The following is a 25,092-nucleotide window of genomic DNA, read 5'->3' on the forward strand; positions in this document are numbered from 1 at the left end:
GGAGGGCTTCCATGACCCGCTACCGCTACTTCACAGCCTCGACCCTCGATGGGTTTCTGGCCGACGATGAGCACTCCCTGGACTGGCTGTTCAAACACGATATCGACGAGAACGGGCCGGACAGCATCGCGGCGTTCCTCGTCGATTTGGGGGCCCAGGTCATGGGCTCGTCCACGTATATGTGGGTGCTTCAGCACGACCGTGAGTGGCTGCCGGAGATCCCCACCTTCGTGTTCACCCACCGCAGTCTGGAGGCGGTGAACGAGCATGTTTCCTTCGTCGCCGGGGACCCTGCGGATCATCGCGGGGCTCTTGAATCCGCGGCCGGCGGCCGCGATGTGTGGGTGATGGGGGGTGGTGGCATCGCGGCCGAATTCGCCGGGGCCGGGATGCTCGACGAGGTGGTGGTCTCGATCGCGCCCGTGACCCTCGGTTCGGGAAAGCCGCTGTTCGGCGGTGCCTTCGATCTCGAACTCAAGGGGTGCGAGCGGAACCGTGACTTCGTGGTGGTCCGGTACGACGTCCAGGGGCCACTGACAAGCCCTTGAAAACGCGCGCGGTCGAGCCCAGCTGACGTGATGAACGCGCGAGCTGTGCCACGGGGTCGCCCGGGATCCGGATGACTGAACCCTAGCTACCTCACTGCCTCGGTCAGGGACGCGGCAGAAATCTCCTCGCGAACGATGTGTGCTCCCGCGCTGAGCGCGCTCAACTTCGCGAGCGCGATGTCCCGGGGGAAGGGCGCCATCCCGCAGTTCGTGCTCGGCAGGAGTTTGTCCGCGTCGACGAACTCGAGTGCCCGCCGGAGAGTGGCGGCGACTTCCTGCGGGGTCTCGACCCGCTCGTCTGCCACGTCGATCGCCCCGAGCATGACCTTCTTGCCCCGGACGAGCTCGACGAGGTCAATCGGGACACGAGAGTTGTGGCACTCCAGCGAGATGATGTCGATGCTGGATTGCTGCAGGAGGGGAAACGACTCCTCATACTGTCGCCATTCCGACCCGAGGGAGGCCTTCCAGTCGGTGTTGGCCTTGATCCCGTAGCCGTAGCAGATGTGTACCGCGGTCTCCGCGCGTAGTCCCTCGGCTGCTCGTTCCAGTGCCGCCACGCCCCAGTCCTTCATCTCGTCGAAGTAGACGTTGAACGCGGGCTCGTCGAACTGGATGATGTCGACCCCCGCGGCCTCGAGATCGCGGGCCTCCTGGTTGAGGATCGTCGCGAACTCCCACGCCAACTTCTCTCGGCTCTTGTAGTGGCCGTCGTAGAGCGTGTCGATCATCGTCATGGGGCCGGGGAGCGCCCACTTGATCGGCTTATCCGTCTGCTGCCGGAGGAACCTCGCGTCGTCGACGAACACCGGCTTTGAGCGGCTCACGTCGCCGATCACTGTGGGCACGCTCGCGTCGTAGCGGTTGCGGATCCGGACGGTCTCGCGCTGCTCGAAGTCGACGCCGTCGAGATGCTCGATGAAGGTCGTCACGAAGTGCTGACGGGTCTGCTCGCCGTCGCTGACGATGTCGATGCCGCGGTTGCTCTGTTCGTGGGCCGCGATACGAAGTGCATCCTGTTTGCCCTCGATCAACTCGTCGCCCTGCAACCGCCAGGGCGACCAGAGGACTTCAGGCTGGGCTAGCCACGAGGGCTTGGGCAGGCTGCCGACGGTGGACGTGGGCAGGGTTCGGTTCATGGTCGACTTTCCTCCGGTGGTCATCCGATGAGAACGGGGTTGCGGGAGGCCCACTGCTCGAGGAGTTCTCGGTGCGGCTTGATGAAGTGTTCTTCCGTGTACGCACCCTGTTTTTTCGCGAGCTGACTGCGCTCGTCGCGGTCGTAGACAATGGGGGTACGCGAGTAGTCCTGTTGATCCAAGGACGGCCGGTAAACGTCAGTTGCGGCCGAGTGCGCGTTGTAGATCTCTGGCCGATAGATCTTCTGGAACGTCTCCATGACGCTGATCGTGCCGATGAGCTGCAGGTCCGAGTAGTCGTTGAGCAGATCGCCGCGGAAATAGAACGCGAGCGGGGCGACCCCGCCGGGCGGCATGAAATACCTGACCTGGAGACCCATCTTGTGGAAGTACTCGTCGGTCAACGAGTAGTCGTCCTGCTGGTACTCCACGCCGAGAGTCGGGTGGTGGCTCCCGGTCCGGCGATAGGTCCTGCTCGTCGACACGCTGATGCAGATCACGGGATCCACCTCGAATCGTTCCCCGAACGCCGCGGAGTCGAGAAAATGCTGAAACAGCTTGCCGTGCAGGACACCGAAGTCGCCGGGCACGGTGAACTCGGAGCTTCCCTCGTTGACCGCCGGCAGCCGGACGCTGAAGTCGTAGTCGCGGACGTAGGACGAGAAATTGTTGCCCACGATCCCCGGCAGGCGGTGCCCGGTCCGGTGGTCGACGATCTGGATATCCAGCACCTCGATCAGCGGGAACCGGTGATTGGCATCGGCCGTATGGAACTGTAGGTCCGCTGAAACGATCTCGAGGTCGACCGAATAGCGGTCCCCGGTCGGATTATCCCGGCGTGCGAGGTCGTTGAATCGGTGGTTGATCATCGACAGGGTTCGGCGGAGATTCTGCTGCCGGTGCTCGCCCCGGGCCAGGTTGGCGAAGTTCGTGGTGGCCCGAGAGCTCTCCGACGGCGAGTAGTTCTCGTCGAAGCGGGTGGTGGTGATGCTGAACGTGAGTTCGTTCGACATGTACGTCCAATTCAGGGCTTGGTCGGCCGGGCTCGGCGCTACGGAAATTCTGTATCCCCATCCTGCAGTCCCAGTTCAGATATCGGGTAACTAGCGTTTACTATGGATCGCTATAGCCTGTAGCTATGCATCGAAAATCCAGAGGTATCACACTCCAGCAGCTGCACTACTTCATCGAGGTCGCCGCGGAGGGCTCGATCACCGGCGCTGCGGAGTTGCTCTACGTCGCCCAGCCGACCATGTCTGCCGCGATGAAGGACCTTGAATCCCGAGTGGGGCGCACCCTCCTCGTTCGTTCTGCCCGGGGGGTGACGCTGACCGACGAGGGTGCGGAGTTCCTCGGCTACGCCCGGCAGGTCGTCGAACAGATGTCGCTCTTGGAGCAGCGATACCTCGGTCAGCCACCGTCCCGCCGGCTGCTCGGGGTGTCGGCGCAGCATTACTCGTTCGTGGTGGAGGCGTTCATCCGGATGGTGCGGTCCGGCGACGCTCAACAGTACGAGTTCTCGCTTCGCGAAACCCGGACCTGGGACATCATCGAGGATGTCCGCACACTCCGCAGCGAGGTGGGCGTTCTCTACCGGAACGACTTCAACCGCAAGGTCATCGACAAACTCCTTCGGGATTCCGGGCTGGTCTTTCACCCGCTCTTCGCGGCGGTACCGCACATCTTCATCTCCCGGCAGAACCCGCTGGCCTCCCGGGATCGCGTCACACTCGACGATCTGGCTGACCTGCCGCGGCTCACTTTCGATCAGGGCGCGAACAACTCGTTCTACTTCGCCGAGGAGATCCTCTCCACCCTGTCGAGCAAGCGGGAGATCCGGGTCTCCGACCGCGCGACCATCTTCAACCTCATGATCGGACTCGACGGCTACACGATCTCGACCGGCATCATCAGTGACGACCTCGACCCGGAGATCGTCGCCATCCCGCTCGAGGTGGACGAGAGCATCGAGATCGGCTGGATCAGCCATTCCGGGATCCCGCTCACCGGGCAGGCGCAGCGCTACCTCGCCGAGGTGCGGGCTGTCGTCGCGGCATACGGAATCGAGCTGATCGACTCGCGGTGAACGCCGCAGTTCCGACGGTGGTGATCACCTCGTCGTCGTATGAACCAACGGTGTGCAGGTGACTGGCGGCGTCGGCGGTCTTACTCCGAATCGGGGCGGCGCCGGTTCGCCTTGATCGCGCCGCGTCGGGTCTTCGCCTCCAGGCGGCGACGCCGTGACCCCCTGGTCGGGCGGGTCGGGCGCCGCGGGACGGCCGGGGCGACGGCGTCGCGCAGCAGTTCGGAGAGGCGGGAACGGGCCGCCGCTCGGTTGCGCCTCTGGGAGCGTTCCTCGGAGGCGGCGACGGTCAGCACGGTGCCGTCAAGCCGGGCGTCCAGATTGCGCAGCGCCCGAGATCGCTGCGCGTCGTCGAGGGCGGAGGTGGTGGCCAGATCGAGGCTGAGCTGGACCCGTGAATCGGTGGTGTTGACGCCCTGCCCGCCGGGGCCGGAGGAACGGGAGAACAGCTCGACGAGTTCATTTGCTGGCACTCGGAGGCCATGAGGCGCACCCGGGCCGAGAGGGATGAGCAGATCGTCCATAGTTCTATTGTCCCGAGGTTCTCGAGGTTCCCGTCGGTCGCAGGTGGCAGTCGAAGTTCGATCACGCCTACCGTCGCCCGGACCGCTGCCGGCCAAGCGGACACTTATACCGGAGACCGACCGTGGCGACCGCACATTCCAGCGGGGATTCACCTACACGATCGGCTGACGGGCCTCGATTCGATCGAGCGCAGGTCAGCGGCTAGCGTCCAGTACAAGTGACGTTCAGAGGCAGTGGCCAGAATCGACGTCACTCCCATATAGGAGTCTGAGTATATGAGTTTTTCCGTCTACCTCTCCGGCGAGATCCACACCGAGTGGCGTGACGAGATCCGACGCGGCGCAGAGGCCGCCGGGCTAAACGTCGTGTTCACCGCCCCGGTCACCGACCACCCGGCCAGCGACGCCGCCGGAGATCACCTGGGCGAGACCGGTAGCCAGTTCTGGCGTGACCACCAGTCCGCCAAGGTCAACGCCATCCGTACCCGTACGTTGATCGAGCAGAGCGATCTGGTCGTGGTGCGGTTCGGCGACAAGTACAAGCAGTGGAATGCGGCATTCGACGCCGGCTACTGTGCGGCCCTCGGTAAGCCCTACGTGACCCTCCACGACGCGGATATCGTGCATCCACTCAAGGAGGTCGACGCCGAAGCCCAGGCGTGGTGCACGACCACCGACCAGGTGGTGGAAACCCTGAAGTACGTCCTCAAGCCCTGATCGGACCGCCGCCCGCTCGGCCGGGCAGACAGGCGCCACCCGGCCGAGTAGGCTGCGCACCCGTGACGGAACCTGCAGCATCGTCCGGTGTCCCACGACGCCCCTCTCCGATGGGCGGGGGTAGGCCCGGGCGCGAGGACCTGGCACGCTTCGCCACAGACGATCCGCACGCGATGGACGATGTACTGCCCGCCGCCCCCGCGCGGCTCCGATTGCTCATTGCGGGGATCAACCCGGGCCTGTGGACCGCGGCGGTCAACGCACCTTTCGCCCGGCCGGGAAACCGCTTCTGGCCCTCGCTTCACCGAGCGGGCCTGACCGACCATCTCGTGGACGCCGCGGCCGGACTCTCGGCCGCGGACGAGCGTCAGCTCACGTCGCGGGGCATCGGCGTGACCAACCTGGTGGGTCGTGCCACCGCCAGAGCGGACGAGCTCAGCCGCGAGGAGCTCCGCGCCGGGGGGGAAAGATTGATCTCGCGGGTCCGCGACCTACGGCCCGACCTCGTGGCGGTCGCGGGAATCACCGCCTACCGGATCTCCTTCGCGCAGCCGCGGGCGACGACGGGACCGCAGGACACGTCGGCGATTCGGGGCTGGCCAAACGGGGTCGCGCTCTGGGTCGTTCCCCAACCGAGCGGCTTGAACGCGCACGAGACCGTCGACTCACTCGCCGGGTACTGGCGGCAGGTCTGGGAGGATCGGTGATCCATCCACAACGCGTAACCCTGAGGTTCGGGTGCAAACCAGGAGGTCGATGATGGCTGTGGTGGTACAGGTGAACTTCCCCATGCAGGGGCCCTGGGGTGCGGAGATGGCGGAGGCGTTCCGCGGGCTCGCGGAGTCGATCAACGAGGAGCCGGGATTCATCTGGAAGCTCTGGATCGAGGACCAGTCGGCCGACCTCTCCGGGGGCATTTATCTCTTCGACACCCGCGAGAACGCCGAGGCCTACGTCAGGATGCACACCGAGCGACTTGCCGGGTTCGGGATCACGGACGTGACCGCCACGTTCTCTGACGTCAACGAGCAGTTGAGCACACTGAACCACGCCTCTCTGGGCTGACCGGCGCTTCCTGCGCCCGTTCCTGTTGCGTGCCCCGGGGCACACCGAGTGGCCGGTCGTGCAGGAGTGTGGTGGAGTTCAGGTGTCAAGGTCCGGTCGCTGTTCGTGTCACGTGGAGTCAGAGTGTCTGCCAGAGGGTCCGATTCCGGTGCGGGGAGAGCTGCAGGGCGTCGCCCGCACACAGGGGCCGGTGGGCACGTCGGTCGCAACCGGATCCGGTCGTCGGGGCGGCCGCCTCCCGCCCACCGGAAGAAGTCGTCGAGGCCTGCGTCGGTATCCCGGTCTGAAAAATCGATGGTTTCGCGCCCGGCCGCCGCCATCACCGTCGACGACGAGCACGCGGGCCGCAGACTCGACAAGTTCCTGCGATCCCACCTCAAAGGCGTGCCGGCGGGCCTGCTGTTCGAGCTGCTGCGCAAGGGCAGACTCCGGGTCAACGGTCGTAGGACCGAACAGAACTACCGTCTTGTCAAAGGCGACGTGATCGAGGTGCCCGCCCTCGATGTGGAGGCCCCTGCCACCGTCTCACCGAGGCCGCCCTCAGCACTTCTGGAACAGATGCGCAGGTGCGTTCTCTACGAGGACGCCGACCTGTTGATCGTGGACAAACCAGCCGGAGTGGCGGTGCACAGGGGGACAGATGTTCCCGCCGGTGTGATCGAGACCCTCCGGCACCTGCGACCCGGCGTGCCCGAACTCGAACTCGCGCACAGGTTGGACCGGGATACCTCCGGGGTGCTCGTCCTCGCCAAGACCCACTCGATGCTCCGGCATCTGCACGAGATGCTCCGCGACCGCGAGGACGAGATCGAACGACACTACCTGGCGATCGTCTCAGGCCGCTGGCCCGAGGACGTCACGGCGTTGGACGCACCGCTGCTGCGGCGGGCCGCCGAAGTGGTGGTGCACACGAACGGGCAGCGCGCCGAGACACATGTCGAGGTCCGCCGGAGGGTGGGGAACCGGGCCACGCTCGTGGACGTCCGGCTGCTCACCGGACGAAAGCATCAGATCCGCGTCCATCTCCAGCATGCCGGGCACCCGATCGCCGGAGATGACCGCTACGGTGACCTGCGCTTCAACGCGCTGGTGGAGGAGCGGGGTGGAAGGGGCCTCCACCTGCACGCCACGAAGATGGTGATTCCACTGCCCGATGGCACAGAGCTCGTGGTGGCGGCGCCTATGCCCGGCAAGTGGGAGCGGCTGCTCAACAAGGGGATCTAGCCGCGCGGGCGGCGGCCACCGGCGGCATCAGCACGGATCGATGTACTCCGCCGACGTGGTGAGCAACCTCGCATTGCCGCCGCGAGCCGCCTTATCGCGGCACAGTTCCGCGGTGTCGTGCGCGTGGTCCATATAGATCGGGTAGACGCGCGCTCCGTCGACACCGGCGCGAAGTGACGGGCACTGGCCCGGGGTGGCGAACTCAGCACCCGGGTGGCGGTCAAGAAGGGCCGCGATCCCAGCCTGCGGCTGGGGTGTCTCGACGAACGAGTCGAGGATGAGGATTCCCCTGCCGTCACACGGCGGGACGGAGGCGGTCACCAGGTGACCGGAAGACGTGCGAACCCCGCTGACCAGACCCGTGGCCCCGATGAATTCCCGCGGCTGGCCAGCGGGTGCCACCGGTGCCGGGATGGCTGACGAAGTGCCCGTGGAGTCCGGGCCCGGGTGGTTCGAGGTATCGCGCTCGCCGAGGATGGCACCCGAGGTGGTGATGACCCGGCCGGGGCCGCTGATCGTGAACGAGTTGCTGCCGGAGCCACACTCGAGCGTGGCCGCGTCAGGCATGGCGCACCGCACAGTGCCGATCTCTACAGCCTGACCGGTCTCGAGCCGGGCGGACACCGGCGGCACCCCCTCGACAAACGTATAGCGCAGACCTGCTACGCCGAGTTCGACGGCGCCGGGACGGCCGGGGAAGTGCTCGGTCAGATCCGGTATCTCCGAGACTGGTCTCCCGGTACAGGTCACCGTATCTCCTGCGGAAACGCACAGTCCCACGTGTCGGCCGCCCGTGGAGTAGTTCCACGCATAGACGCCCGGGCTGCTCGGCGCGGCGAAGGCGTCCGGGCCCACGCTGGTCAAGTTGCTCCGCGAGGGGGATGCCGCGGTGACGGTCGTGGTGAGGGTGGGACTAGCGGATGAACTCGGGATCTGGCTGGTGGGCTGTTCGCTCTGATCACCGGCCTGCCCGGCCGCGCAGCCCCCGGCCAGGAGTGCTGCGCCGATCATCACCAGCGTTCTGGCCATGCCGGCACCTTTCACGCGTCGGACCATTGTGCTGCCTCCCATCCGGGAGGTGGGGTGATGTCGAATGCTCCGCACCGCCACCCGTTGTGGAACTCATCGAAAGCGGAAGGCGGCGAGCCGAGGGCTTCCGCCTGTCGGCACATCCCGGTGAACCAACCGCAATACTCCCGGTCGTTGAAGTAACCGGCCCCTGTGAGAGGGCCGAGTTCGCGGAGGATCTCGTCCGCAACCTGGTCCACGGTCGTGGAGGGCAGGATCTCGAGCTCACCCACACGCGGGAAGGCTCCTTCCGTTGCCCGGAAGACGGCATTCTCGTCGCGTGCCGGCAGGTTCACGCCAGAGCGCAGATTCGCTGCGGTGGTGATCTCAATCCGCCACCAGCCGACGGCACCTATGGAGGGGACAACCCGAAGGCCGGTCAGCCCACGCTCATAAAGCAGTTGCACCGCGGCGAGCAGCAGACGCCAGCACAGGCCGGAGTCGAGATCGGGCTGGGTTCGGGGCATGGCCTCTCCTCGGTTTGATGGCGCAGGCCCTTGTAAGACCGGGCCCGGCGCGCGGAACTGAACTATGGCACAGCGCTCCGACAGCTCGGCCCGGCTCGCTCACCACCTGCCGCAGTGTAGGAAGACTGCTAGCCTGACCAGGCACTTTCCGATCGTCGAGAAGGACACTCGTGGATTTGAGTATGGACAAGGGCAACCAGTTCGTCGAGGAGACACAGTCGCCCGAGGGCGCCGCCGCCTGGAAGCAACAGTTGGACGAGTTCGCCCCGGGCGCCTCCGATTGGGTGGTGGGCGCGGTGTTCGGCGGCACCTACCAGCGGCCGGGGATCGAGTTGCGCGACCGTCAGATGCTCAACATGGCGGCCCTGGCGGCGATGGGCGGCACCGAGCCCCAGCTGACCGGGCACATCCGGACCGCGGTCGAGGTGGCCGGGATGAGCAAGGAAGAGGTCGCCGAGTGTTTCGTGCACCTCATGCCGTACATCGGCGTGCCCAAGACCCTGGCTGCGATGCGGTGCCTGAGCGCAGCGTTCGGCGAGTGACATGAGCTGAGTCGTCGTCGTATTCCTCGTCCCACGACACACCGCGCCCCCGTCGGATCACTCCGGCGGGGGCGCGGTGGGTAGTGAGGGTTCAGCGGGAGATCAGGCGAAGGCGCTGTCGAGGTGGTCGTTGAGCGTCTTGCTCGGACGCATCGCGGACTTCAGCTTCTCGGTGTCGGGCTGGTAGTAACCGCCGAGATCGACCGCGTGGCCCTGGACGACCGTCAGCTCCTCGAGGATCGTGTCCTTGTCGGCGTCCAGCTTCTCGGCGAGCGGGGCGAACCGCGCTGCGAGCTCGGCGTCCTCGGTCTGCGCCGCCAGCTCCTGCGCCCAGTACAACGCCAGCCAGAACTGGCTGCCCCGGTTGTCGAGCTCGCCGGTCACGCGCGAGGGCGACTTGCCGTTTTCCAGCAGCTTGCCGGTCGCGGTGTCCAGCGCTTGGGCGAGGATGGTGGCCTTCGGGTTGTCGTATTTGCGACCGAGGTCGTCGAGGCTCGCACCGATCGCGAGGAACTCCCCGAGCGAATCCCAGCGCAAGTGGTTCTCCTCTACCAGCTGCTGGACGTGCTTCGGCGCGGAACCGCCGGCGCCCGTCTCGTAGAGCCCACCGCCGGCCATGAGCGGCACGATCGAGAGCATCTTGGCACTGGTGCCCAGCTCGAGGATCGGGAACAGGTCCGTGAGGTAGTCGCGCAGGATATTGCCGGTCACCGAGATGGTGTCCAGGCCGCGCCACGCGCGCTCGAGGGTGTAACGCATGGCGCGCACCTGCGACATGATCTGGATGTCCAGGCCCTCGGTGTCGTGATCCTGGAGGTACTTGTTGACCAGCGTGATCAGGTTGTTCTCGTGCGGCCGGTACGGGTCGAGCCAGAAGACGGCGGGCATGCCGGAGGCGCGGGCACGGTCCACGGCGAGCTTGACCCAGTCACGGATCGGCGCGTCGTTGACAGTGCACATGCGCCAGATGTCGCCGGCCTCGACCTCCTGAGAGACCAGGACCTCACCGGTCGCGGCGTCGACGATGTTGGCCACGCCGCCGGTCTCGACCTCGAAGGTCTTGTCGTGGCTGCCGTACTCCTCGGCCTTCTGCGCCATGAGTCCGACGTTTGGCACGGTGCCCATAGTGGTGGGGTCGAACGCGCCGTTGGTCTTGCAGAAGTTGATGATCTCCTGGTAAATCCGCGCGAACGTGGACTCCGGGATGACCGCCTTGGTGTCCTTCTTGCGGCCGTCGGCGCCGTACATTTTGCCACCGATGCGGATCATCGCGGGCATGGAAGCGTCGACGATCACATCCGAGGGGGAGTGAAAGTTGGAGATGCCGCGGGCCGAGTCGACCATCGCGAGCTCCGGCCGCTGCTCGTGGCAGCGGTGCAGCTCCTCGATGATCTCTTCCTTCTTGGCCGAGGGCAGGGTGTCGATCTTGGCGTACAGGTCGCCCATGCCGTTGTTGACGTTGATGCCGAGCTCGTCGAACAGCTCGCCGTACTTTTCGAAGGCGTCCTTGTAGAACACGCGGACGGCGTGCCCGAACACGATCGGGTGGCTCACCTTCATCATGGTGGCCTTGACGTGCAGCGAGAACATGACGCCGGTCTCCTTGGCGTCATTGAGCTGCTCCTCGTAGAACTCCAGCAGAGCCTTCTTGCTCATGAACATGGAGTCCACGACGGTGCCCTCCCGCAGCGGCACGGTCTTGAGGACCTCGGTCTTCCCGTCGGGCGTCACTACCTCCATGCGGGCGTCGCAGTCGCGGTCGAGAATGATCGACTTCTCGCCGGCGTAGAAGTCGCCGTGGGTCATGTGCGCGACGTGGGTCTGCGAGGCCATGGACCACTTGCCCATGGAGTGCGGGTTGGCCTTGGCGTACTCCTTGACGGCCTTCGGCGCGCGACGGTCGGAGTTGCCCTGACGAAGAACCGGGTTGACCGCACTTCCGAGGATGCCGGCGTACCGCTCGGCGGTCTCCTTCTCCTCGTCGGTCTGCGGGTCCCACGGGAAGTCGGGAATGTCGTAACCCTGCGACTGCAACTCTGCGATCGCCTTGGTGAGCTGCGGGACGGAGGCGCTGATGTTGGGCAGCTTGATGATGTTGGTGTCCGGGTCCTGGGTCAGACGACCGAGCGCGGCCAGGTTGTCCTGCACCTTCTGCTCATCGGTGAGTCGCTCGGGGAACGCACCGAGGATGCGCGCGGCCACCGAGATGTCGCTGGTGGTGACATCGATTCCGGCGGCATCGGCGAAGGTGCTGACGACGGGCAGGAACGCCTCGGTCGCCAGGCGGGGGGCCTCATCCGTGAGGGTGTAGATGATCGTCTGTCTGCCATCGGTCATAGGTATCGACTCTTTCGTTTTGTGCTGATCTTGTTCTTGTGGAACGTCGTCATCTCGCGGCACCATCATCCCCCGTATCGCGACGTTGTGGCAGACGCCACCCGGCGACCCGGAGGACTCGGTCGACATCGCTGTTGGTCGCGGTCGTCTCGGTACCCCGTCCAGTGTGGTCTACTCCACGCCCGCGTGCGTCGAAACGTCGCGCGGCCACCCCGTATGTGTCTGATTTCCCGCCCGTGAGCACGCGAACGACCGCGATGTGGACGAGTGCTGATTAGCCTGGATCGATTCGTCGTCCGACGTCGGTGCGCGTCGTCGAGGGCGCCGTCGTGGTGGACGGCGGGGGCGCGTCCCGGGAGTGCGCAGCGCGGCGGCCGGCAGACCACGCGCCCCACAGACGGTGATAGATGCCGTCCCGGGCGAGGAGCTGGTCGTGCGTGCCGGCCTCGACGATACGTCCGGAATCCATGACGAGGATCCGGTCGGCCCGCGAGGCCTGGTCGAGGCGGTGGGCGACCACCACCGCGGACCTGTCGCGGGTCACCTCGTCCGCGGCGTCCTCGAGGGCCCCGGCGCCGGCCGAACCGGCCTCCGCGGTGGCCTCGTCCATCACGACGATCGCCGGGTCGAGGAGGAGAACCCGGGCCAGGGCGACCTGCTGGGCGGCCACCGGGTCGAGCTGGATCCCGCGAGCGCCGACGACGGTGTCGAGACCATCGGGCAGCCGGTCGTACCACCCCCGGGCGTGGACGCGGTCCAGGGCGGTGAGCAGCTCGTCGTCGCCCGCCTCGGGCCTGGCCAGGGTGAGGTCCTGGCGGAGGGTTCCGGAGAACACGTGGACCTCCTGGCTGACGGTGGCCAGGCGCGCGATCCGCTCGCGGTCGGACAGTGTCGAGACCGGATAGCCGTCGACCAGGACCTGGCCCTCGTCCGGGACGAGCAGCCCGGCGAGAAGCGCGGCGACGGTCGTCTTTCCCGCCCCGGAGGCGCCGACGATCGCCACGGTCGTTCCGGGTTCGACGGCGAAGTCGATGTCCCGGACCGCCCACTGCCCGCCGTAGCTGAAGCTGACACCGCGAAGTTCCACCCTGCCGATCGGGGCGCCGACCCCGACATCAGGGAGCGGGACCGGCGGATCGGCCACGACGCCGACGATGCGGGACAGCGAGGCGTACCCGGACTGGACCACATCGAGCACCCGCATGACCATATTCAACGGCCCGCGCAGGCGGATGATCATGAGCACCGCGCCGGCGAGCGCGCCCACGGTGAGCGCCCCGGCCCCGACGAGGTGGTATCCCAGGAGAAGCGCGATCGAGAGCATGAGGAACTCGGCGACGAGCATCCACACGTTGAGGATGAGCATCGTGGTGCGCGCCCGGATGCCCTTGGTGACCACGCTCCAGGAGGCGTTCGCGATCTCGTGATGCATGCGCTCCTCCATCGAGAACGCGCGCACGGTGGCCCGGCCCCGGATGGCCTCGAGGACGCGGTGGGCGCGGTCGGCCATCGCCGCCCGTTCGTCGGCGTAGCGTCCCGGTGCCTTACGGAGGTACAAGCGGGCGGCCAGGACGTAGACGGGCGCGACCACCACCGGGATGAGGATGAACTGCCAGTCCAGCGTGAACAGCGCGATCACCGTCGCCGCCAACGTGAACACCGAGCTGGTGAGGATCGGGATGGTCTCGGTCACCGCGGACGACAGCTCGGAGACGTCGTCCGTGGAACGGCTGACGAGGTCGCCGGAGCCGGCGTCCTCGACGCGGTGGGTGGGGAGGCCGAGTGCAGTACCGACCATGTCCTGACGCAGGTTGGCGATCACCCGTTCGGCGACCCGCGAGACCAGGTAGAAGCCGCAGGCGCTGAGTACCGCACCGGCGACCGCCGCGCCGAAGAGGACGGCCCCGAGTTGCCAGAACGGTCGGGATGACGCGCCGGTGACCAGGTCCACGATCTGGCCCATCACCCGGGGCACCGTGACGGTGGCCCAGGCTCCGAGGCTGAGCAGGATCAGCGCGGCCAGCAGCGCCGGACGCGCATGCCTGACACGGCGGAGCTGGGCCCCCATCTCACGGCGGACCTGACCGGCGGTCGCCAGCGGGAATCGCAGGGCGGTGTCGCCCTTGGCCGGGGGAGGCGGAACATTCGCGACGCTCATCGGGCGACCTCCGTCAGGGCGCCGATGAGCCCGGTCAGGTCCTCCGTGGTCATGTGCGTCGTCGCGACGGCGCTCCAGGCCGGCGCCTCGCTGAACACGAGCGTGATCGCCTCCGTGCGATGCCGGGCCACCTGGTCGGCGATCGTCTGCTCGGTCACCGAGTCGACCGCGGTGGTCGGGTCCTGCAGCACCAGCACCTCGGAGGCGGCGGCCAGGGCGCGCGCCAGGGCGACCCGCTGGCGCTGACCACCGGACAGCATGCGGCCGTTCTCGCCCACGCGTTTGTCGGGGCCTTCGGGAATGTCGTCGCAGGCGGCGATGTGGAGCGCCTGCTCGGCCCGGGACCGGTCCGGGTGGACGTTGTCGGAGACGGTGCCGTCGAACAGGTCCGCGGCGTGCGGGGCGACGATCACGCGGGTGCGGGGCAGGGCCTCGAGGTCGTGCACCAGGGCGGGGTACGAGCCGTGGACGACGGTGATGCCCGTGGGCAGGGCGCCGATAACGTGATCGGCGCGTCCGCTCTCGATCTCCGAGGGACGCTCGAATCCCGCACCGAGGACCTCACGGATCCGCTGGCCCGATGCCTCCGCCGAGGCCCACCTCGAGGCGAGGTTGCGACCGAACATGGTCATGGGGACGACGAGGAACTGCGTCAGGCCCACCACGGTGATCAGTTCGCCGACGGTGATGTGCTCGCCCAGCGCGAGAATGCCGGCCCCCAGGCCGAGGCTGGAGACGAACAGCGCGCCCGCGGCGTCGGTGGCCCCGTTGAGTCGGGCTTCGGCGCCATTGGCGTGAACGGTCTTGGAGTATGCGGAGTCCGACACCGCGTCGTAGCGCCCCCGGACGGTCACGATCGCACCCAGTCCCTTGAGGATGCGTAGGCCCTGCACCACGTCGGTGGCGGTGGCGGCGGCCTCGGCGATCGCCTGCTGCCGGGCGACCGACCGCGTCTGCAGCGGCCGCGCTACGCGGAGCGCCACGACGGCCAGCAGTGGACCGCCGACGAGCGTGGCCAGACTCAGCCACGGGTTGATGGTGAACATCACTGCCGCGCCGTAGACGATGGCGGCGAGCTCGGCCACCGGCATGACGGTCATCATCACGATGTCGCCGACCCGGGTGGTGTCCGAGGAGGCGATGGACAGCAGCCCGCCGGGCGTGCGCTCCCGTCCGGCGAACCCGCGCGGGTCCTGGATGCGGTCGGTCACCAGCGTGCGCAGGTCGTGGCTCACCAGTTGCTGGCTGCGCACGAGCATGAAGCGCGCGGTCCAGTTCGCGGCGATCGCCACCGCGAACACACACGCCAGCATGCCGATCCAGAACCACAGGCTGGCCAGCGACGCGGTCGCCACGGCGTCGTCCACGGCGCGGCCCACGACCAACGGGGTGATGCCGTTGCAGACGAACGCCACGGCCATCGCCCCGGAGGCGAGGAAGCTCCACGGCCGCTGGGAGAGTGCGACCTTGAGAGTCCACCAGCGCGCGTCGACGGGCGGGATGAGCGACCTGTGCCCGCCCGGGCCGGGGAGCGCCGCGTAGTCGACGGTGCTCGCGCGCCCGGTGTCGGAAGAGTTGTCGGGCATCACCGACGATGTTACCGCCGCGCGCCGGGACGCCTGCTCCCGCGAGCGCCTACCCGGCCTTCGCGCCGAGACTGCCGTTGTGTGCCGCGCGACCGCCCACGATCTCGACCCCGCCCAGAAACGCGACACCGAACGCGAGCAGCGACTGCCCGGAGGCGTCGAGGGTGTCCTCGACCGATCTCAACCACCCCCGTACGAGCGGGTCGGGCAGTCGGTGCCGCGCCGAGAGCGCGATGACGAAGCTCGGGGCCGGGATCTCGGGGAGGATCCTCATGGACTCCTGGCGGTCGCAGGCGGGTTCGGACCAGTCCGCGTCCGCGGCCAGCAGGGGCGCGGGCAGGCCGACGTCGTACTCGTCGCACGGGAGGATGAGCAGGGAGTTGCGTAGCCGATCTCGGTAACCCACCACCAGGTCTATGACACCGGCGGCGAGCGGCCCGTCGTCCAGGGGCATCGTGTTCCAGTTCTCGGGAAGCTCTTCGAATCTCATGCGATCGAGTCTTCATCCGATGACCCGGCGGGAACACCCCTGTAAGCCGATCAGTGGATTTCGCGATCTCGCCTGTGGAAGCCGCAATCCACGGGAACCACGAGCTGCGCTCGCGCGTCGTCGCCCCCGGTCTCGCCTGCCGGTTCCGAGGGTGACTCCATCGCGCAGCCCGACGCCGACTGGTTCAGCCGTTCAGCCTCGTTCTCATGCCCACGGCGGACGCCGAGGGGCACACGCCCCCGCTGTTCCAATCCTCAGCCGACGCGGAGCCCGCCCCCGTCGAGTTCGCGTTCCGGTCCGCAGAGCCGCTCTCCGACGGCAGTGTCTGGTTGCGCTATGACGTGGTGGGCGAGATCGAAGCGTCCTGAATCGAGACTTTTTTCGCCGTTGTCCAGCGGGTCGGTCCCGTAGGGTCTGCCCCAGAGTGCAGACGCGGACACCGCGAGGAGGATTGCGATGACGGATGTAGCGGCGCGCGCGAGGGCGCTGGCGGAATGGCACGGCTCGGGGGAGCTGGTGGTGTTACCCACGGTGTGGGACACCTGGAGTGCGCAGGTCGCGGTTGATGCGGGCGCCGTCGGACTGACCGTGGGCAGCCACCCCGTCGCCGACGCGATCGGCAGCTCCGATGGCGAGAACATGGACTTCTCGGAGTACCTGTCGGTGGTCAGCGGTATCTCCGCGGCGGCCAGGGTTCCCGTGAGCGTGGACGTCGAGTCGGGCTATGGCCTGGACCCGGCCGAACTCATCACGCGGCTGCTCGAGGCCGGTGCGGCCGGCGCGAACATCGAGGACGTCGTGCACGGCGAGGGCAAGCGAGTGCGTGACCGGCGGGAGCATGCCGACTACATCGCCGCGGCCCGTGCGGCTGCCGACGAGGCCGGCGTGGACTTCGTCATCAATGGCAGGACGGACGCGGTGAAGCTCGGCACCGGCACCTTCGATGATCCGGTGGGCGAGGCGGAAGCCCGCATCACGATGATGGAGGACGCCGGAGCCCGCGCGGTCTACCCGGTGGGGTTGTCGACCGCCGACGAGGTGAGCCGTCTCGTGCAGGCGGTGACGGTACCGCTGAACGTGACCGCGCACCCCGTCAACGGGCACGGTGCCGGGGACCTCGAGGCGTTGCGTGGACTCGGCGTGCGACGCGTGTCTTTCGGCCCGCTGTGGCAGAAGTGGCTCGGCGAGGTGTCGGCCGGTGAGCTCGCGGGATGGGCGCCGGGAGACAGGAGGAGCTGACGCCCCCCGCAGCTCAGATCCCCCGGCGGGCGCCGGGAGACGTCAGCGGACCCGGGCGAGTGCCTCCTGCCCGGTGCCCACCGCGGACGTCGGTGAGGCGACCGGCTCGGCGCCCGTGCCGGACGGCCGATGCCCGCTCTTGATCAGCAGCACGATGACGGCGCCCGCGACCGCCGCACCGGCACCGATGAAGAAGCACAGTCGGAACATCTCCTGGGTGGGAGCCTGGACGCCCGCGCCGATGTCGGTCATCCGGCTGGTGAGGACGATGGCCATCACCGATCCGGCGATGGTGGTGCCCATGGAGCGCATCAACGAGTTCAGACCGACCCCCGCCCCGGCCTCGGAGGCGGGGGAGTTCTCGAGGATCAGAGTCGGCATGGCCGCATAACCGATGCCGACACCGGCGGAGGCGATGCACGTCGAGACGAGCAGCTGCCACGGGGCATGCGCGGAGAAGGCGGCGACGAGGTATCCCGCCGCGATCACCGCCGCCCCCAGGGCGAGCGTGGTGCGGCCGCCGAACCGGGTGAGCATCCGGCTGGAGATCGGGGTGAACGCGAGCATCATCAGCCCGCCCGGGGCCATCCACAGGCCGGCCTGGAGCATCGTCTGACCGAGTCCGTATCCGGTGGATTCGGGGAGTTGGAGAAGTTGGGGAACGACTATCGACTGCGCCATCATGCCGAACCCGATGAGGAGCGCGGCGATATTGGTGAGAAGGATCGGCCGCCGGGCCGTTGTCCGGAGGTCGACGAGCGGCTGGTCGTGGCGGGTCTCGTAGAAGCCCCACGCGAGGAGGATCGCGGCGCCACCGATGATCGCGCACAAGGTGGCCGGCGAGGTCCATCCCCAGTCGCCGCCCTTGGAGATGCCGCCGAGGATCGCCACGATGCCGATTGCCAACCCGATGGCGCCGACGGAGTCGAACCGGGCCCGGTCCACCGGTCGCCGGTGCGGCAACACGACCAGCGAGAGCACGGCCATGACCGCGGCGAGCGCGCTGGAGACCCAGAACAGGGCGTGCCAGTCGTGGTCTTGTGCGATCCACGCGGCGAGGGGGAGTCCGAGTGCGCCGCCGACGCCGAGCGTCGCGCTGATCCCGGCGACCGCCGAGTTCTGCATGGCGGGCGGGGCGATCTCGCGGACGAAGCTGATCGCGACGGGGACGTACCCCATCGCGAGTCCCTGGAGGGCGCGACCGATGAGGACCGGCACGAGCGAGGTCGACAGGGCGCAGATGAGCGAGCCCACCAACAGGATGAGCGCGGAGGCCACGAGGACCGGCTTGCGCCCACGGATGTCGGCGAGTCGGCCGGCCACCGGCATCGCGACACCCCCGGCCAGCAGGGTCGCGGTCACCACCCACGCGGCATTGTCCGGTGCGGTGTCCAGAAGCCTCGGTAGTTCAGGCTGGATGGGGATCACCAGCGACTGCATGAGCGAGGCGCACATGCTTGAGAAGCCGAGGACCAGGATGACGGCCAGCGGCGCCGCCGCGCGGTCGCGGGAGAGATTCATCAGTTCCTTTCAGGGGTTCGCGCCCGAATATGTATGTTACATACATATTCCGACCTGTGTAGGCTACATATCGCATACGGGCACGGCAAGCAGGCGGTCAGCCGTCCCTCGTCGAGGGCGCGTCCGCTAAGGAGGACTGCAGGTGACGGCATCGAGTGAGCACTGGTTGGGGCCTGACGCGCCCGCGGAACGTCGGCTCGCTGCCATCCTCAGCCGACTCGACGGTCAACGCCGTGCCATGGAGGGCGCCATGCGGCTCGGCACCGCGGATCTGCGGTTGCTGTGGCTGCTCGCCGATGGCCGTGCGCGAACCCTGAGGGAGATCGCCGACGAGCTCCGGTTGGAGCAGTCCACGATCAATCGCCAGGTCAACGCAGCTCTGGCCTCGGGGTACGTGGAACGCCGGCGGCGAGATGGCGGCAGCGCCCACGAGTTCGAGCGCACAGACGAGGGCCGCCGGGTGTTCGATGCGGACACGGCCCGTTCTCTCGGCGCCTACGCGTCCGCGCTCTCGCATATGGGGCCGCAGGGCTCCGAGACCTTCCTGGGCCTCGCGCACGAGTTCCTCGACCACTATCAGCGCGAGGTCGAGAACGCCGCCGGCTGAACCGACGCCACGCAGGGCCGCGTGACAAGTGACCGGCCCGCTATGCCTGCACGCGCGTTGACCCGGTGGAAGAGTGACGCCCATGGATGTTGAACCCGAACCGGGCATGCCGGACAACCGCGATTGGACCACCGTGCTCGACGGCGGATGCGATGAATGTGGGTACCGACCGCACGATCCGCTGACCACCGACGAGAGGCTGGCCGCCGTGGCCGAGCGGTGGGCCGTGGTGCTCGCCCGGCCGGACGTCGCCACCCGACCGGCCCCGCGGGTGTGGTCGCCGCTGGAGTACGCGGGCCACAGTCGCGACCTCATCGAGGTACTGGGAGACCGGCTCGCGGCGATGCTCGAGGCCGACAACCCCACATATGCGGACTTCGACGGCGAGGCCGCCGTCCGCGAGCGTGAGTACTGGCGAGCCCGGGCCGCGTCGATCGCCGAGCAGTTGGTCCGTGACACCGGCCGGACGCGCGGGATCCTCGGACGCGTCGGCGACGCCGACTGGGATCGCACCGGGCGTAGGGGTGACGGGTACGTCTTCACCGTCGCAACGCTGTGTCAGTACATCGTCCATGACGTGGAGCATCACCTCCACGACGTCGACGGTTGACGTTCGACGACGGCGTTCGAGGTGACGCGGTGTGCTGAGCCGGCGGTCGCCCGGTTCGTGCGTACCCGTCACACGCCGACCGGTACCTCCGACAGTGTGCGCCGACTCCGGAAGCGCCGGATCTCGCCGCTGACCGGGTCGGTGAACTCGAGCTCGCGGGCGAGGAGCTGGAGGGGGAGTGAGCCGTCGTCGGCTGCCTCGGGCAACAGCTCGGGATAGCGCCGGTCGCCGAGGATCGGGATAGCGAGCGCGGCGAGCTGCACGCGCAGCTGATGTAGCTTTCCGGTGCGCGGTCGTAGCAGCGTGTGCAGCACGGGCCGCCCGGTGGCGCTGGTCCCGTGACCCAGTACGTCCACGACGGTCTCGGCGTTGGGCTCGAGCCCCTGCCGTATGACGGTCCGCTGCGGGCCACCGGGGGAGTGGAGGTGGTCGCGGCGCACCAGCGGCATCGGTTGCCCGTGGAGGGTGCCGGCGTCCGGGTCCCAGCCGACGGGCAGCGCGGACACCGCCTCGTAGACCTTGGTCACGCGCCGCTGCTCGAACAGCGATTGGTACGCGCCGCGCATCTCGGGCCGGGCGGTGAACATGACCAACCCGGCGGTGGGCCGGTCGAGTCGGTGCACCGGCGTGATGTCCGGGTTGCCCAGGCGCACCCGCAGCCGGACGAGGGCGGTCTCGCGTAGGTAGCGGCCGGACGGGGTGGTGGGGAGGAAATGCGGTTTGTCGACGACGACGAGGTCGTCCTCCGCGAACAGGATCGTCTCCTGATAGGGCAGTGGCCGCTCATCGGGCAGCTGCCGGTGGTACCAGACGAACTCGTGGCTGCCCGGCGTGGTGTGGCGATCGATCGGCCGACCGTCCCCGCCCACGATCTCCCCAGCGTCGATCCGGCGGAACAGCTCATCCGGGTCCAGGTGCGCGAATCTCGACACCATGTACTCGGCGATCGTCGTCCACGGTCCCGACACAGGGATGCGGAGCCTGGTGGGTCCGACACCGTGTCGTACCGGGAGTGGCGGGGGTGTGGGCACGGACCACATCGTCTCATCCCGCGCCGGGCGGTCTGTGACTTCCGCGCGCAGGGCGTACGCGCACGGTGCTGACACCTAAGGTGGCAGGAAGGAGCGGCGTCGCGAGCTACCGGGCCGGACGGGGCCGTCACACGGGTGGTGGGCCGGGGGCGGGGCCGACGCCGCGCCCGGCGACGAAGAAGGGCGGTGACTCCGGCGATGACCGAGCGGGACTCGGAGACCCACCGCACGACGCGGGCGGTGATCGGGCCGGCGCGGGCGCCCGAGCTCCACATCATGAGCTGGAACATCCGGCGGCGGATGCCGCGCTTTCTGGCGCGGTCGGCCGATCGGTGGTGCCGCCGCGCTCCCGGGATCACCGCTCTGCTCACCACGGAGCGTCCGACGGTGCTCTGCGCCCAGGAGGTGCTCCCGGATCAACTGGGGGCGCTCTACGAGGGACTCGGTCGCGGGTACCACCACGTCGGCTTCGGTCGGTCAGCCGACGGCGGCGGCGAGGCGGGCCCGATCATGTACGACGCGGACAGGCTCGAACTCGAAGGGTGGGAGCAATCCGCGCTGTCGGACACCCCGCGGCTCCCCGGTTCGACGTCGTGGGGCAACCCGTTCCCCAGGATTCTGGTCGGTGCACGATTCCGGGACCGGGCCACGAGTCGGCGGATCCACGTGATGAATACTCATCTGGATCCGTTCTCGGCGAGGTCGCGGCTCCGCGCGGCCGTAGCGATCGGGGATCTGGTCGGTCCCGGCGAGCCGCCGACGGTGCTGGCCGGGGATCTCAACGCCGGGCCGTCGAGCGATGCCGTGCGGGCCCTGTTCGCGGCCGGACTGGTGGACAGCTGGGACGGTGCGCGCTCTCGTGCGACCGGGGAGTGGGGCACCTACGGTCGCTACCGTCGTCCGCGTCGGCATGGCGATCGGATCGACTGGATTCTCACCTCATCCCGTCTCCGGGTGACCAAAGCCGCGATCAATCCGTTCCGTCATGACGGGGGCTGGCCTTCCGATCACCTGCCGGTGCAGGCCGTGGTGAGAACAGAGAGTCCATCAGGTCCATCAAGCCCATCAGGCCCTGTCGTGGCCGGGGCAGGACCGCTGTGATCGACAATTTCCTGCGTCCTGCCGGTACCCGCGGACAGGTCGTCGCGGATGCGGTCCGGCTCCTCGGCGTGCTGAGTGTGGTGCTGGCGCTGGCGGTGTCCGGGGTCACCGACGCGGCGATCGTGGCGTTCTGCACGCCAGGGCTCATGCTGCCACGGTTCCTCGGAATGCGGCCGGGGGCCGACGCCGCGGTGTGCGTGGTGCTGCTCGTCGCGGCGTGGAGCAACGTACTCGATCTCTATCGAGCAGTCTGGTGGTGGGACATCCCCGTCCACGTGGCGACGGCCGGCGCCCTCGCGGTCATGGGGTACCTGGTGCTCGCCCGCCGGGACATCGTGCCGCCGCCGGCCTCGCCACGATTCACCGCCATCGGAGCCGTGGTGCTCACCACCGCGCTGGGGCTGGCCCTCGGCGCGCTCTGGGAGATGGTCGAATGGTTCGGATATGCCGCGATCACCGCCGACATCCACGTGACCTACCACGACACGATCGGCGACATGGCCGCCGGCGCGTCAGGGGCGCTGCTCGGGGGCCTGCTGATGGCCCGCACGCCTCAGCTGCTGGTCCCGTCGATCGCTGTCACGGTCACGGGGTGCGAGTCCCGGTGATGTCACTGGTCGTGATGCCGCCGCCGTTATCGTCGTCGCCATCGGAGACACTGCCGGGCGGCGACGCGCCCGCCCTCGGCGCCCCCGCACCGACGCCCGGGGCGTGCACCACGTCGGCGAGCAGTGGGAACAGCAACACCGTCACCGCCCCGGCCGCCACCAGGACCGCGGCTTCCTCGGCGCGCATCAGATCGCCGGTCACGGCCACGTCCGTCACCGCCACGATGATCGGCAGACCCGTCGCCGCGTACAAACCGACCCGGGCGCGGTCGCGCGTCGTCGCCAGGCCGGGGCTGACCCGCAGCCACGTCTCCGAGAGCCACACGCCACCGCCACGCAGGATCAACATGCTCGCCACCCCGGCGACCAGCAGCCACGGGGCCGCCGCGACCGCATCCACGCTGATCCCCATCCCCGACACCACGAAGAACACCGGGATGAACAAGGAGTATCCGACGGTGTCCAGGCGGCCGAGCAGCTCGCCGAGCAGGTCGCGGGGCGGCGCGTGGGGAGCTGCGGAATCCGACCGGACGGTCACGAGTTGCCTGCCGTACGCCTCGACGAGGCTGCGCAAGATCATGCCCGCCGCGAACGCGCCCAGCACCACGTCCAGTCCGAACACCGACGCCACGGCCATCATCGCGGCCAGCAGCAGGAACACCGTCCGCACCACGAGCTGTCCGGTCGAGGTGTTGCCCTGCGCCAGTGCGCGCCCCATCGCGGGGACGTAGAGCAGGCGCCGCGGTACCGCGAACAGGAAGAGGGCGGCCAGCAGGAACAGGGCGACCGCCACCGCGGACGAGCCGATGTCCCGGGTGCCGAGCAGTAACGCCATGGCCAGGACGGGGCCGAGTTCTCCGACCGCGCCGTGGGTGAGCACCGCGCGGCCGACCGGGGTGGTGTCGTGGCCGCCTCCCTTGAGGATCGGCAGCAGCGTGCCGATCGCGGTGGAGGTGAGCAGCAGGCCGATCGCCACGGCGGTCTCCCAGCGGTCCGAGACCAGGTACCCGACGCCGGTCGCCAGGATCAGGCTCACCACCCAAGTGCCCGTCGCGCCCGCGCCCCGACGGCCGGCGAGCGTGGACGTCCGGAGTTCTGCGCCCGCGAGCAGGAACAGCATGCCGAGCCCGATCTCCGACAGCATCGCCACGCCGCCGCTCTCCTCGGCCAGGCCGATCCCGTTCGGGCCGATGAGCATGCCGCCGACCAGCAGCAGGACGACCGCGGGGATGAACGACCGGGCCATCCAGGACAGCACCGGCGCGACGCAGATGACCAACACGATCCAGAACAGCGAGAGTAGTTCCGTCGACGAGGTCCCCAAAGCCAGGAGGGTGGTGGTCACGTCCGGCCTTCCGTCGGAGGGATGAGCGTGAGCCTAGTGCAAGGTGGGTGCATGACGACCCCGCTCTGCACGCGCTCCGACGACGACCCGCACCACCTCCCGGGCTTCCGTCGCACCTTCGCGCCCGGGCATCTCACGCTCGGCCTGGGGTTCCCACTACGAAGCCGGGGCGACGACGCGCCGGTCGGGGATCTCGCCGCGCAGATCGAGGCCGCTCGCGCCGCCGAGGCCGGGGGCTTCGCCGCCCTCTACGTCCGTGACATACCGCTGCGGGTGCCGTCGTTCGGAGACCTCGGGCAGGTGTACGACCCGTGGATCCATCTGTCCCACATCGCGGCGCACACCTCGCGGATCGCGCTGGGGACCGCCGGCATCGTCCTGTCGATCCGACACCCGCTGCACGTGGCCAAGTCCGCCGCCAGCCTCGACCGGATCACCGGTGGTCGCTTCCTGTTGGGGCTGGCCTCGGGCGACCGGCCCGAGGAGTTCCGTGCGTTCGGACTCGAGCAGGGGGAACGCGGCGAGCGGTTCCGCGAGAACCTGCGCGTACTCCGACACGCGCTCAGCACGGAGATGCGCGGCATCCGCTGGCCGGGGGGCTGGATGCACAGTGCGGACGTGGTGCCCAAGCCCACCGCGGCGTCCGTGCCGATCCTCATGATCGGTTCGTGTCAGCAGAGCGTCACCTACCTCGCCGAGCACGGGGACGGCTGGATGACCTACCCGCGCGACTTCGACGCCCAGCGCCGCACCGCCGCGCGATGGAGGGAGCTCGTCGAGGCGGCAGGAGTCGCGGACGCCCCCTTCAAGCCCTTCGCGCAGTCGCTGCAGGTCGATCTGTCCGAGGACCCGGACGAGACGGCGTCGCCGATCAACTTCGGGTTCCGGCTCGGCCGGCGTGCGCTGGTACAGCACCTCGACGATCTCCGACAGATCGGTGTGAACCACGTTCTGCTGGGTGTGGGCGCGAGCACGCGACCGATCCGCGAGGTGATCGACGAACTCTCCGAGCACGTGGTGCACCGGTTCCCCGCTCTGGGTTCGTCGTCGGGCTGACCCCGTCCGCCTCGTCCGGCGGCGCG

Annotated in this window: 26 protein-coding genes; 14 read left to right on the forward strand and 12 right to left on the reverse strand. The window is 68.3% G+C overall.

Annotated elements, in window-relative coordinates; all coding sequences use genetic code 11:
* The first annotated feature begins 11 nt into the window (after window positions 1-11).
* Window positions 12-548, forward strand: a complete 537-nt coding sequence (locus ACWIE7_RS01505) for a dihydrofolate reductase family protein (RefSeq protein ID WP_454068426.1) — start codon at window positions 12-14, stop codon at window positions 546-548.
* Window positions 549-634: 86 nt separating this feature from the next.
* Here the strand turns inward: ACWIE7_RS01505 and ACWIE7_RS01510 are convergent, their stop codons facing one another.
* Window positions 635-1,687: a methionine synthase gene (locus tag ACWIE7_RS01510; protein ID WP_454057514.1), complete on the reverse strand. Its 1,053-nt coding sequence runs from the start codon at window positions 1,685-1,687 to the stop codon at window positions 635-637.
* 20 nt (window positions 1,688-1,707) lie between these two features.
* On the reverse strand, window positions 1,708-2,700 hold the full coding sequence (locus tag ACWIE7_RS01515; protein WP_454057513.1) for a putative oxygenase MesX: 993 nt from the start codon (window positions 2,698-2,700) through the stop codon (window positions 1,708-1,710).
* Between the two features lie 125 nt (window positions 2,701-2,825).
* Here ACWIE7_RS01515 and ACWIE7_RS01520 point away from each other — a divergent pair, with 125 nt between their 5' ends.
* Window positions 2,826-3,773: a LysR family transcriptional regulator gene (locus ACWIE7_RS01520; RefSeq protein ID WP_454068427.1), complete on the forward strand. Its 948-nt coding sequence runs from the start codon at window positions 2,826-2,828 to the stop codon at window positions 3,771-3,773.
* Between the two features lie 80 nt (window positions 3,774-3,853).
* Here ACWIE7_RS01520 and arfB read toward each other — a convergent pair whose 3' ends face one another.
* The gene (arfB, locus tag ACWIE7_RS01525) at window positions 3,854-4,294 is read right to left on the reverse strand and encodes an alternative ribosome rescue aminoacyl-tRNA hydrolase ArfB (RefSeq protein ID WP_452100267.1); all 441 of its coding nucleotides are present in this window, start codon (window positions 4,292-4,294) and stop codon (window positions 3,854-3,856) included.
* Window positions 4,295-4,570: 276 nt separating this feature from the next.
* Between arfB and ACWIE7_RS01530 the strand changes: the two genes are divergently transcribed.
* The 4 genes from ACWIE7_RS01530 (at window position 4,571) to ACWIE7_RS01545 (ending at window position 7,300) form a co-directional block, all read left to right on the forward strand.
* Window positions 4,571-5,011, forward strand: a complete 441-nt coding sequence (locus ACWIE7_RS01530) for a YtoQ family protein (RefSeq protein ID WP_454068428.1) — start codon at window positions 4,571-4,573, stop codon at window positions 5,009-5,011.
* A 110-nt stretch (window positions 5,012-5,121) separates the two neighbouring features.
* Window positions 5,122-5,718, forward strand: coding sequence for a mismatch-specific DNA-glycosylase (locus ACWIE7_RS01535; RefSeq protein ID WP_454068467.1), 597 nt, complete (start codon window positions 5,122-5,124; stop codon window positions 5,716-5,718).
* 52 nt (window positions 5,719-5,770) lie between these two features.
* Window positions 5,771-6,076 carry a monooxygenase gene (locus ACWIE7_RS01540; protein ID WP_454068429.1) on the forward strand — a complete coding sequence of 102 codons (306 nt, stop codon included), beginning with the start codon at window positions 5,771-5,773 and terminating at the stop codon, window positions 6,074-6,076.
* Between the two features lie 294 nt (window positions 6,077-6,370).
* The gene (locus ACWIE7_RS01545) at window positions 6,371-7,300 is read left to right on the forward strand and encodes an RluA family pseudouridine synthase (RefSeq protein ID WP_454068430.1); all 930 of its coding nucleotides are present in this window, start codon (window positions 6,371-6,373) and stop codon (window positions 7,298-7,300) included.
* 27 nt (window positions 7,301-7,327) lie between these two features.
* On the opposite strand, the gene ACWIE7_RS01550 is transcribed toward ACWIE7_RS01545, so the two are convergent.
* Entirely contained in the window at window positions 7,328-8,329 is a 1,002-nt protein-coding gene (locus ACWIE7_RS01550) for a hypothetical protein (RefSeq protein WP_454068431.1), read from the reverse strand.
* Between the two features lie 11 nt (window positions 8,330-8,340).
* Window positions 8,341-8,835 (reverse strand): hypothetical protein, encoded by a 495-nt coding sequence (locus tag ACWIE7_RS01555; protein ID WP_452100755.1) that lies wholly within the window; start codon window positions 8,833-8,835, stop codon window positions 8,341-8,343.
* Window positions 8,836-9,005: 170 nt separating this feature from the next.
* On the opposite strand from ACWIE7_RS01555, the gene ACWIE7_RS01560 reads away from it, so the two are divergent.
* Window positions 9,006-9,377, forward strand: coding sequence for a carboxymuconolactone decarboxylase family protein (locus tag ACWIE7_RS01560; RefSeq protein WP_454057509.1), 372 nt, complete (start codon window positions 9,006-9,008; stop codon window positions 9,375-9,377).
* Between the two features lie 102 nt (window positions 9,378-9,479).
* Here the strand turns inward: ACWIE7_RS01560 and ACWIE7_RS01565 are convergent, their stop codons facing one another.
* From ACWIE7_RS01565 to ACWIE7_RS01580, 4 genes are all read right to left on the reverse strand, one after another.
* Complete coding sequence (locus ACWIE7_RS01565) at window positions 9,480-11,714, reverse strand: NADP-dependent isocitrate dehydrogenase (protein ID WP_454057508.1); 2,235 nt, start codon at window positions 11,712-11,714, stop codon at window positions 9,480-9,482.
* 274 nt (window positions 11,715-11,988) lie between these two features.
* Window positions 11,989-13,872, reverse strand: a complete 1,884-nt coding sequence (locus ACWIE7_RS01570; RefSeq protein ID WP_454068432.1) for an ABC transporter ATP-binding protein — start codon at window positions 13,870-13,872, stop codon at window positions 11,989-11,991.
* On the reverse strand, window positions 13,869-15,458 hold the full coding sequence (locus ACWIE7_RS01575) for an ABC transporter transmembrane domain-containing protein (RefSeq protein WP_454068433.1): 1,590 nt from the start codon (window positions 15,456-15,458) through the stop codon (window positions 13,869-13,871). Before ACWIE7_RS01575 ends, ACWIE7_RS01570 begins: the two co-directional genes overlap by 4 nt.
* Window positions 15,459-15,507: 49 nt before the next feature.
* On the reverse strand, window positions 15,508-15,948 hold the full coding sequence (locus ACWIE7_RS01580; protein WP_452100751.1) for a hypothetical protein: 441 nt from the start codon (window positions 15,946-15,948) through the stop codon (window positions 15,508-15,510).
* A 206-nt stretch (window positions 15,949-16,154) separates the two neighbouring features.
* On the opposite strand from ACWIE7_RS01580, the gene ACWIE7_RS01585 reads away from it, so the two are divergent.
* Entirely contained in the window at window positions 16,155-16,316 is a 162-nt protein-coding gene (locus tag ACWIE7_RS01585; protein WP_452100750.1) for a hypothetical protein, read from the forward strand.
* An 88-nt stretch (window positions 16,317-16,404) separates the two neighbouring features.
* Window positions 16,405-17,187, forward strand: coding sequence for an isocitrate lyase/PEP mutase family protein (locus ACWIE7_RS01590; RefSeq protein ID WP_454068434.1), 783 nt, complete (start codon window positions 16,405-16,407; stop codon window positions 17,185-17,187).
* A gap of 42 nt (window positions 17,188-17,229) precedes the next feature.
* Here the strand turns inward: ACWIE7_RS01590 and ACWIE7_RS01595 are convergent, their stop codons facing one another.
* Window positions 17,230-18,708, reverse strand: a complete 1,479-nt coding sequence (locus ACWIE7_RS01595) for an MFS transporter (RefSeq protein WP_454068435.1) — start codon at window positions 18,706-18,708, stop codon at window positions 17,230-17,232.
* Between the two features lie 142 nt (window positions 18,709-18,850).
* On the opposite strand from ACWIE7_RS01595, the gene ACWIE7_RS01600 reads away from it, so the two are divergent.
* Complete coding sequence (locus tag ACWIE7_RS01600; protein ID WP_454057503.1) at window positions 18,851-19,315, forward strand: MarR family winged helix-turn-helix transcriptional regulator; 465 nt, start codon at window positions 18,851-18,853, stop codon at window positions 19,313-19,315.
* A gap of 82 nt (window positions 19,316-19,397) precedes the next feature.
* Complete coding sequence (locus ACWIE7_RS01605) at window positions 19,398-19,925, forward strand: DinB family protein (protein ID WP_452100746.1); 528 nt, start codon at window positions 19,398-19,400, stop codon at window positions 19,923-19,925.
* 68 nt (window positions 19,926-19,993) lie between these two features.
* Here the strand turns inward: ACWIE7_RS01605 and ACWIE7_RS01610 are convergent, their stop codons facing one another.
* Entirely contained in the window at window positions 19,994-20,965 is a 972-nt protein-coding gene (locus tag ACWIE7_RS01610) for a pseudouridine synthase (RefSeq protein ID WP_452100745.1), read from the reverse strand.
* 189 nt (window positions 20,966-21,154) lie between these two features.
* On the opposite strand from ACWIE7_RS01610, the gene ACWIE7_RS01615 reads away from it, so the two are divergent.
* Both ACWIE7_RS01615 and ACWIE7_RS01620 read left to right on the forward strand, forming a co-directional pair.
* Window positions 21,155-22,057 (forward strand): endonuclease/exonuclease/phosphatase family protein, encoded by a 903-nt coding sequence (locus tag ACWIE7_RS01615; RefSeq protein WP_454068436.1) that lies wholly within the window; start codon window positions 21,155-21,157, stop codon window positions 22,055-22,057.
* Window positions 22,054-22,665: a hypothetical protein gene (locus tag ACWIE7_RS01620; protein WP_454068437.1), complete on the forward strand. Its 612-nt coding sequence runs from the start codon at window positions 22,054-22,056 to the stop codon at window positions 22,663-22,665. The genes ACWIE7_RS01615 and ACWIE7_RS01620 overlap by 4 nt, the downstream gene beginning before the upstream one ends.
* Here ACWIE7_RS01620 and ACWIE7_RS01625 read toward each other — a convergent pair.
* Window positions 22,643-24,010 carry a cation:proton antiporter gene (locus tag ACWIE7_RS01625; protein ID WP_454068438.1) on the reverse strand — a complete coding sequence of 456 codons (1,368 nt, stop codon included), beginning with the start codon at window positions 24,008-24,010 and terminating at the stop codon, window positions 22,643-22,645. The two genes, ACWIE7_RS01620 and ACWIE7_RS01625, sit on opposite strands and share 23 nt — an antisense overlap.
* 51 nt (window positions 24,011-24,061) lie before the next feature.
* Here ACWIE7_RS01625 and ACWIE7_RS01630 point away from each other — a divergent pair, with 51 nt between their 5' ends.
* Window positions 24,062-25,066 carry an LLM class oxidoreductase gene (locus ACWIE7_RS01630; protein WP_452100741.1) on the forward strand — a complete coding sequence of 335 codons (1,005 nt, stop codon included), beginning with the start codon at window positions 24,062-24,064 and terminating at the stop codon, window positions 25,064-25,066.
* The last annotated feature ends 26 nt before the right edge of the window (window positions 25,067-25,092 follow it).

The organism is Dietzia sp. NPDC055343, assembly GCF_053645265.1.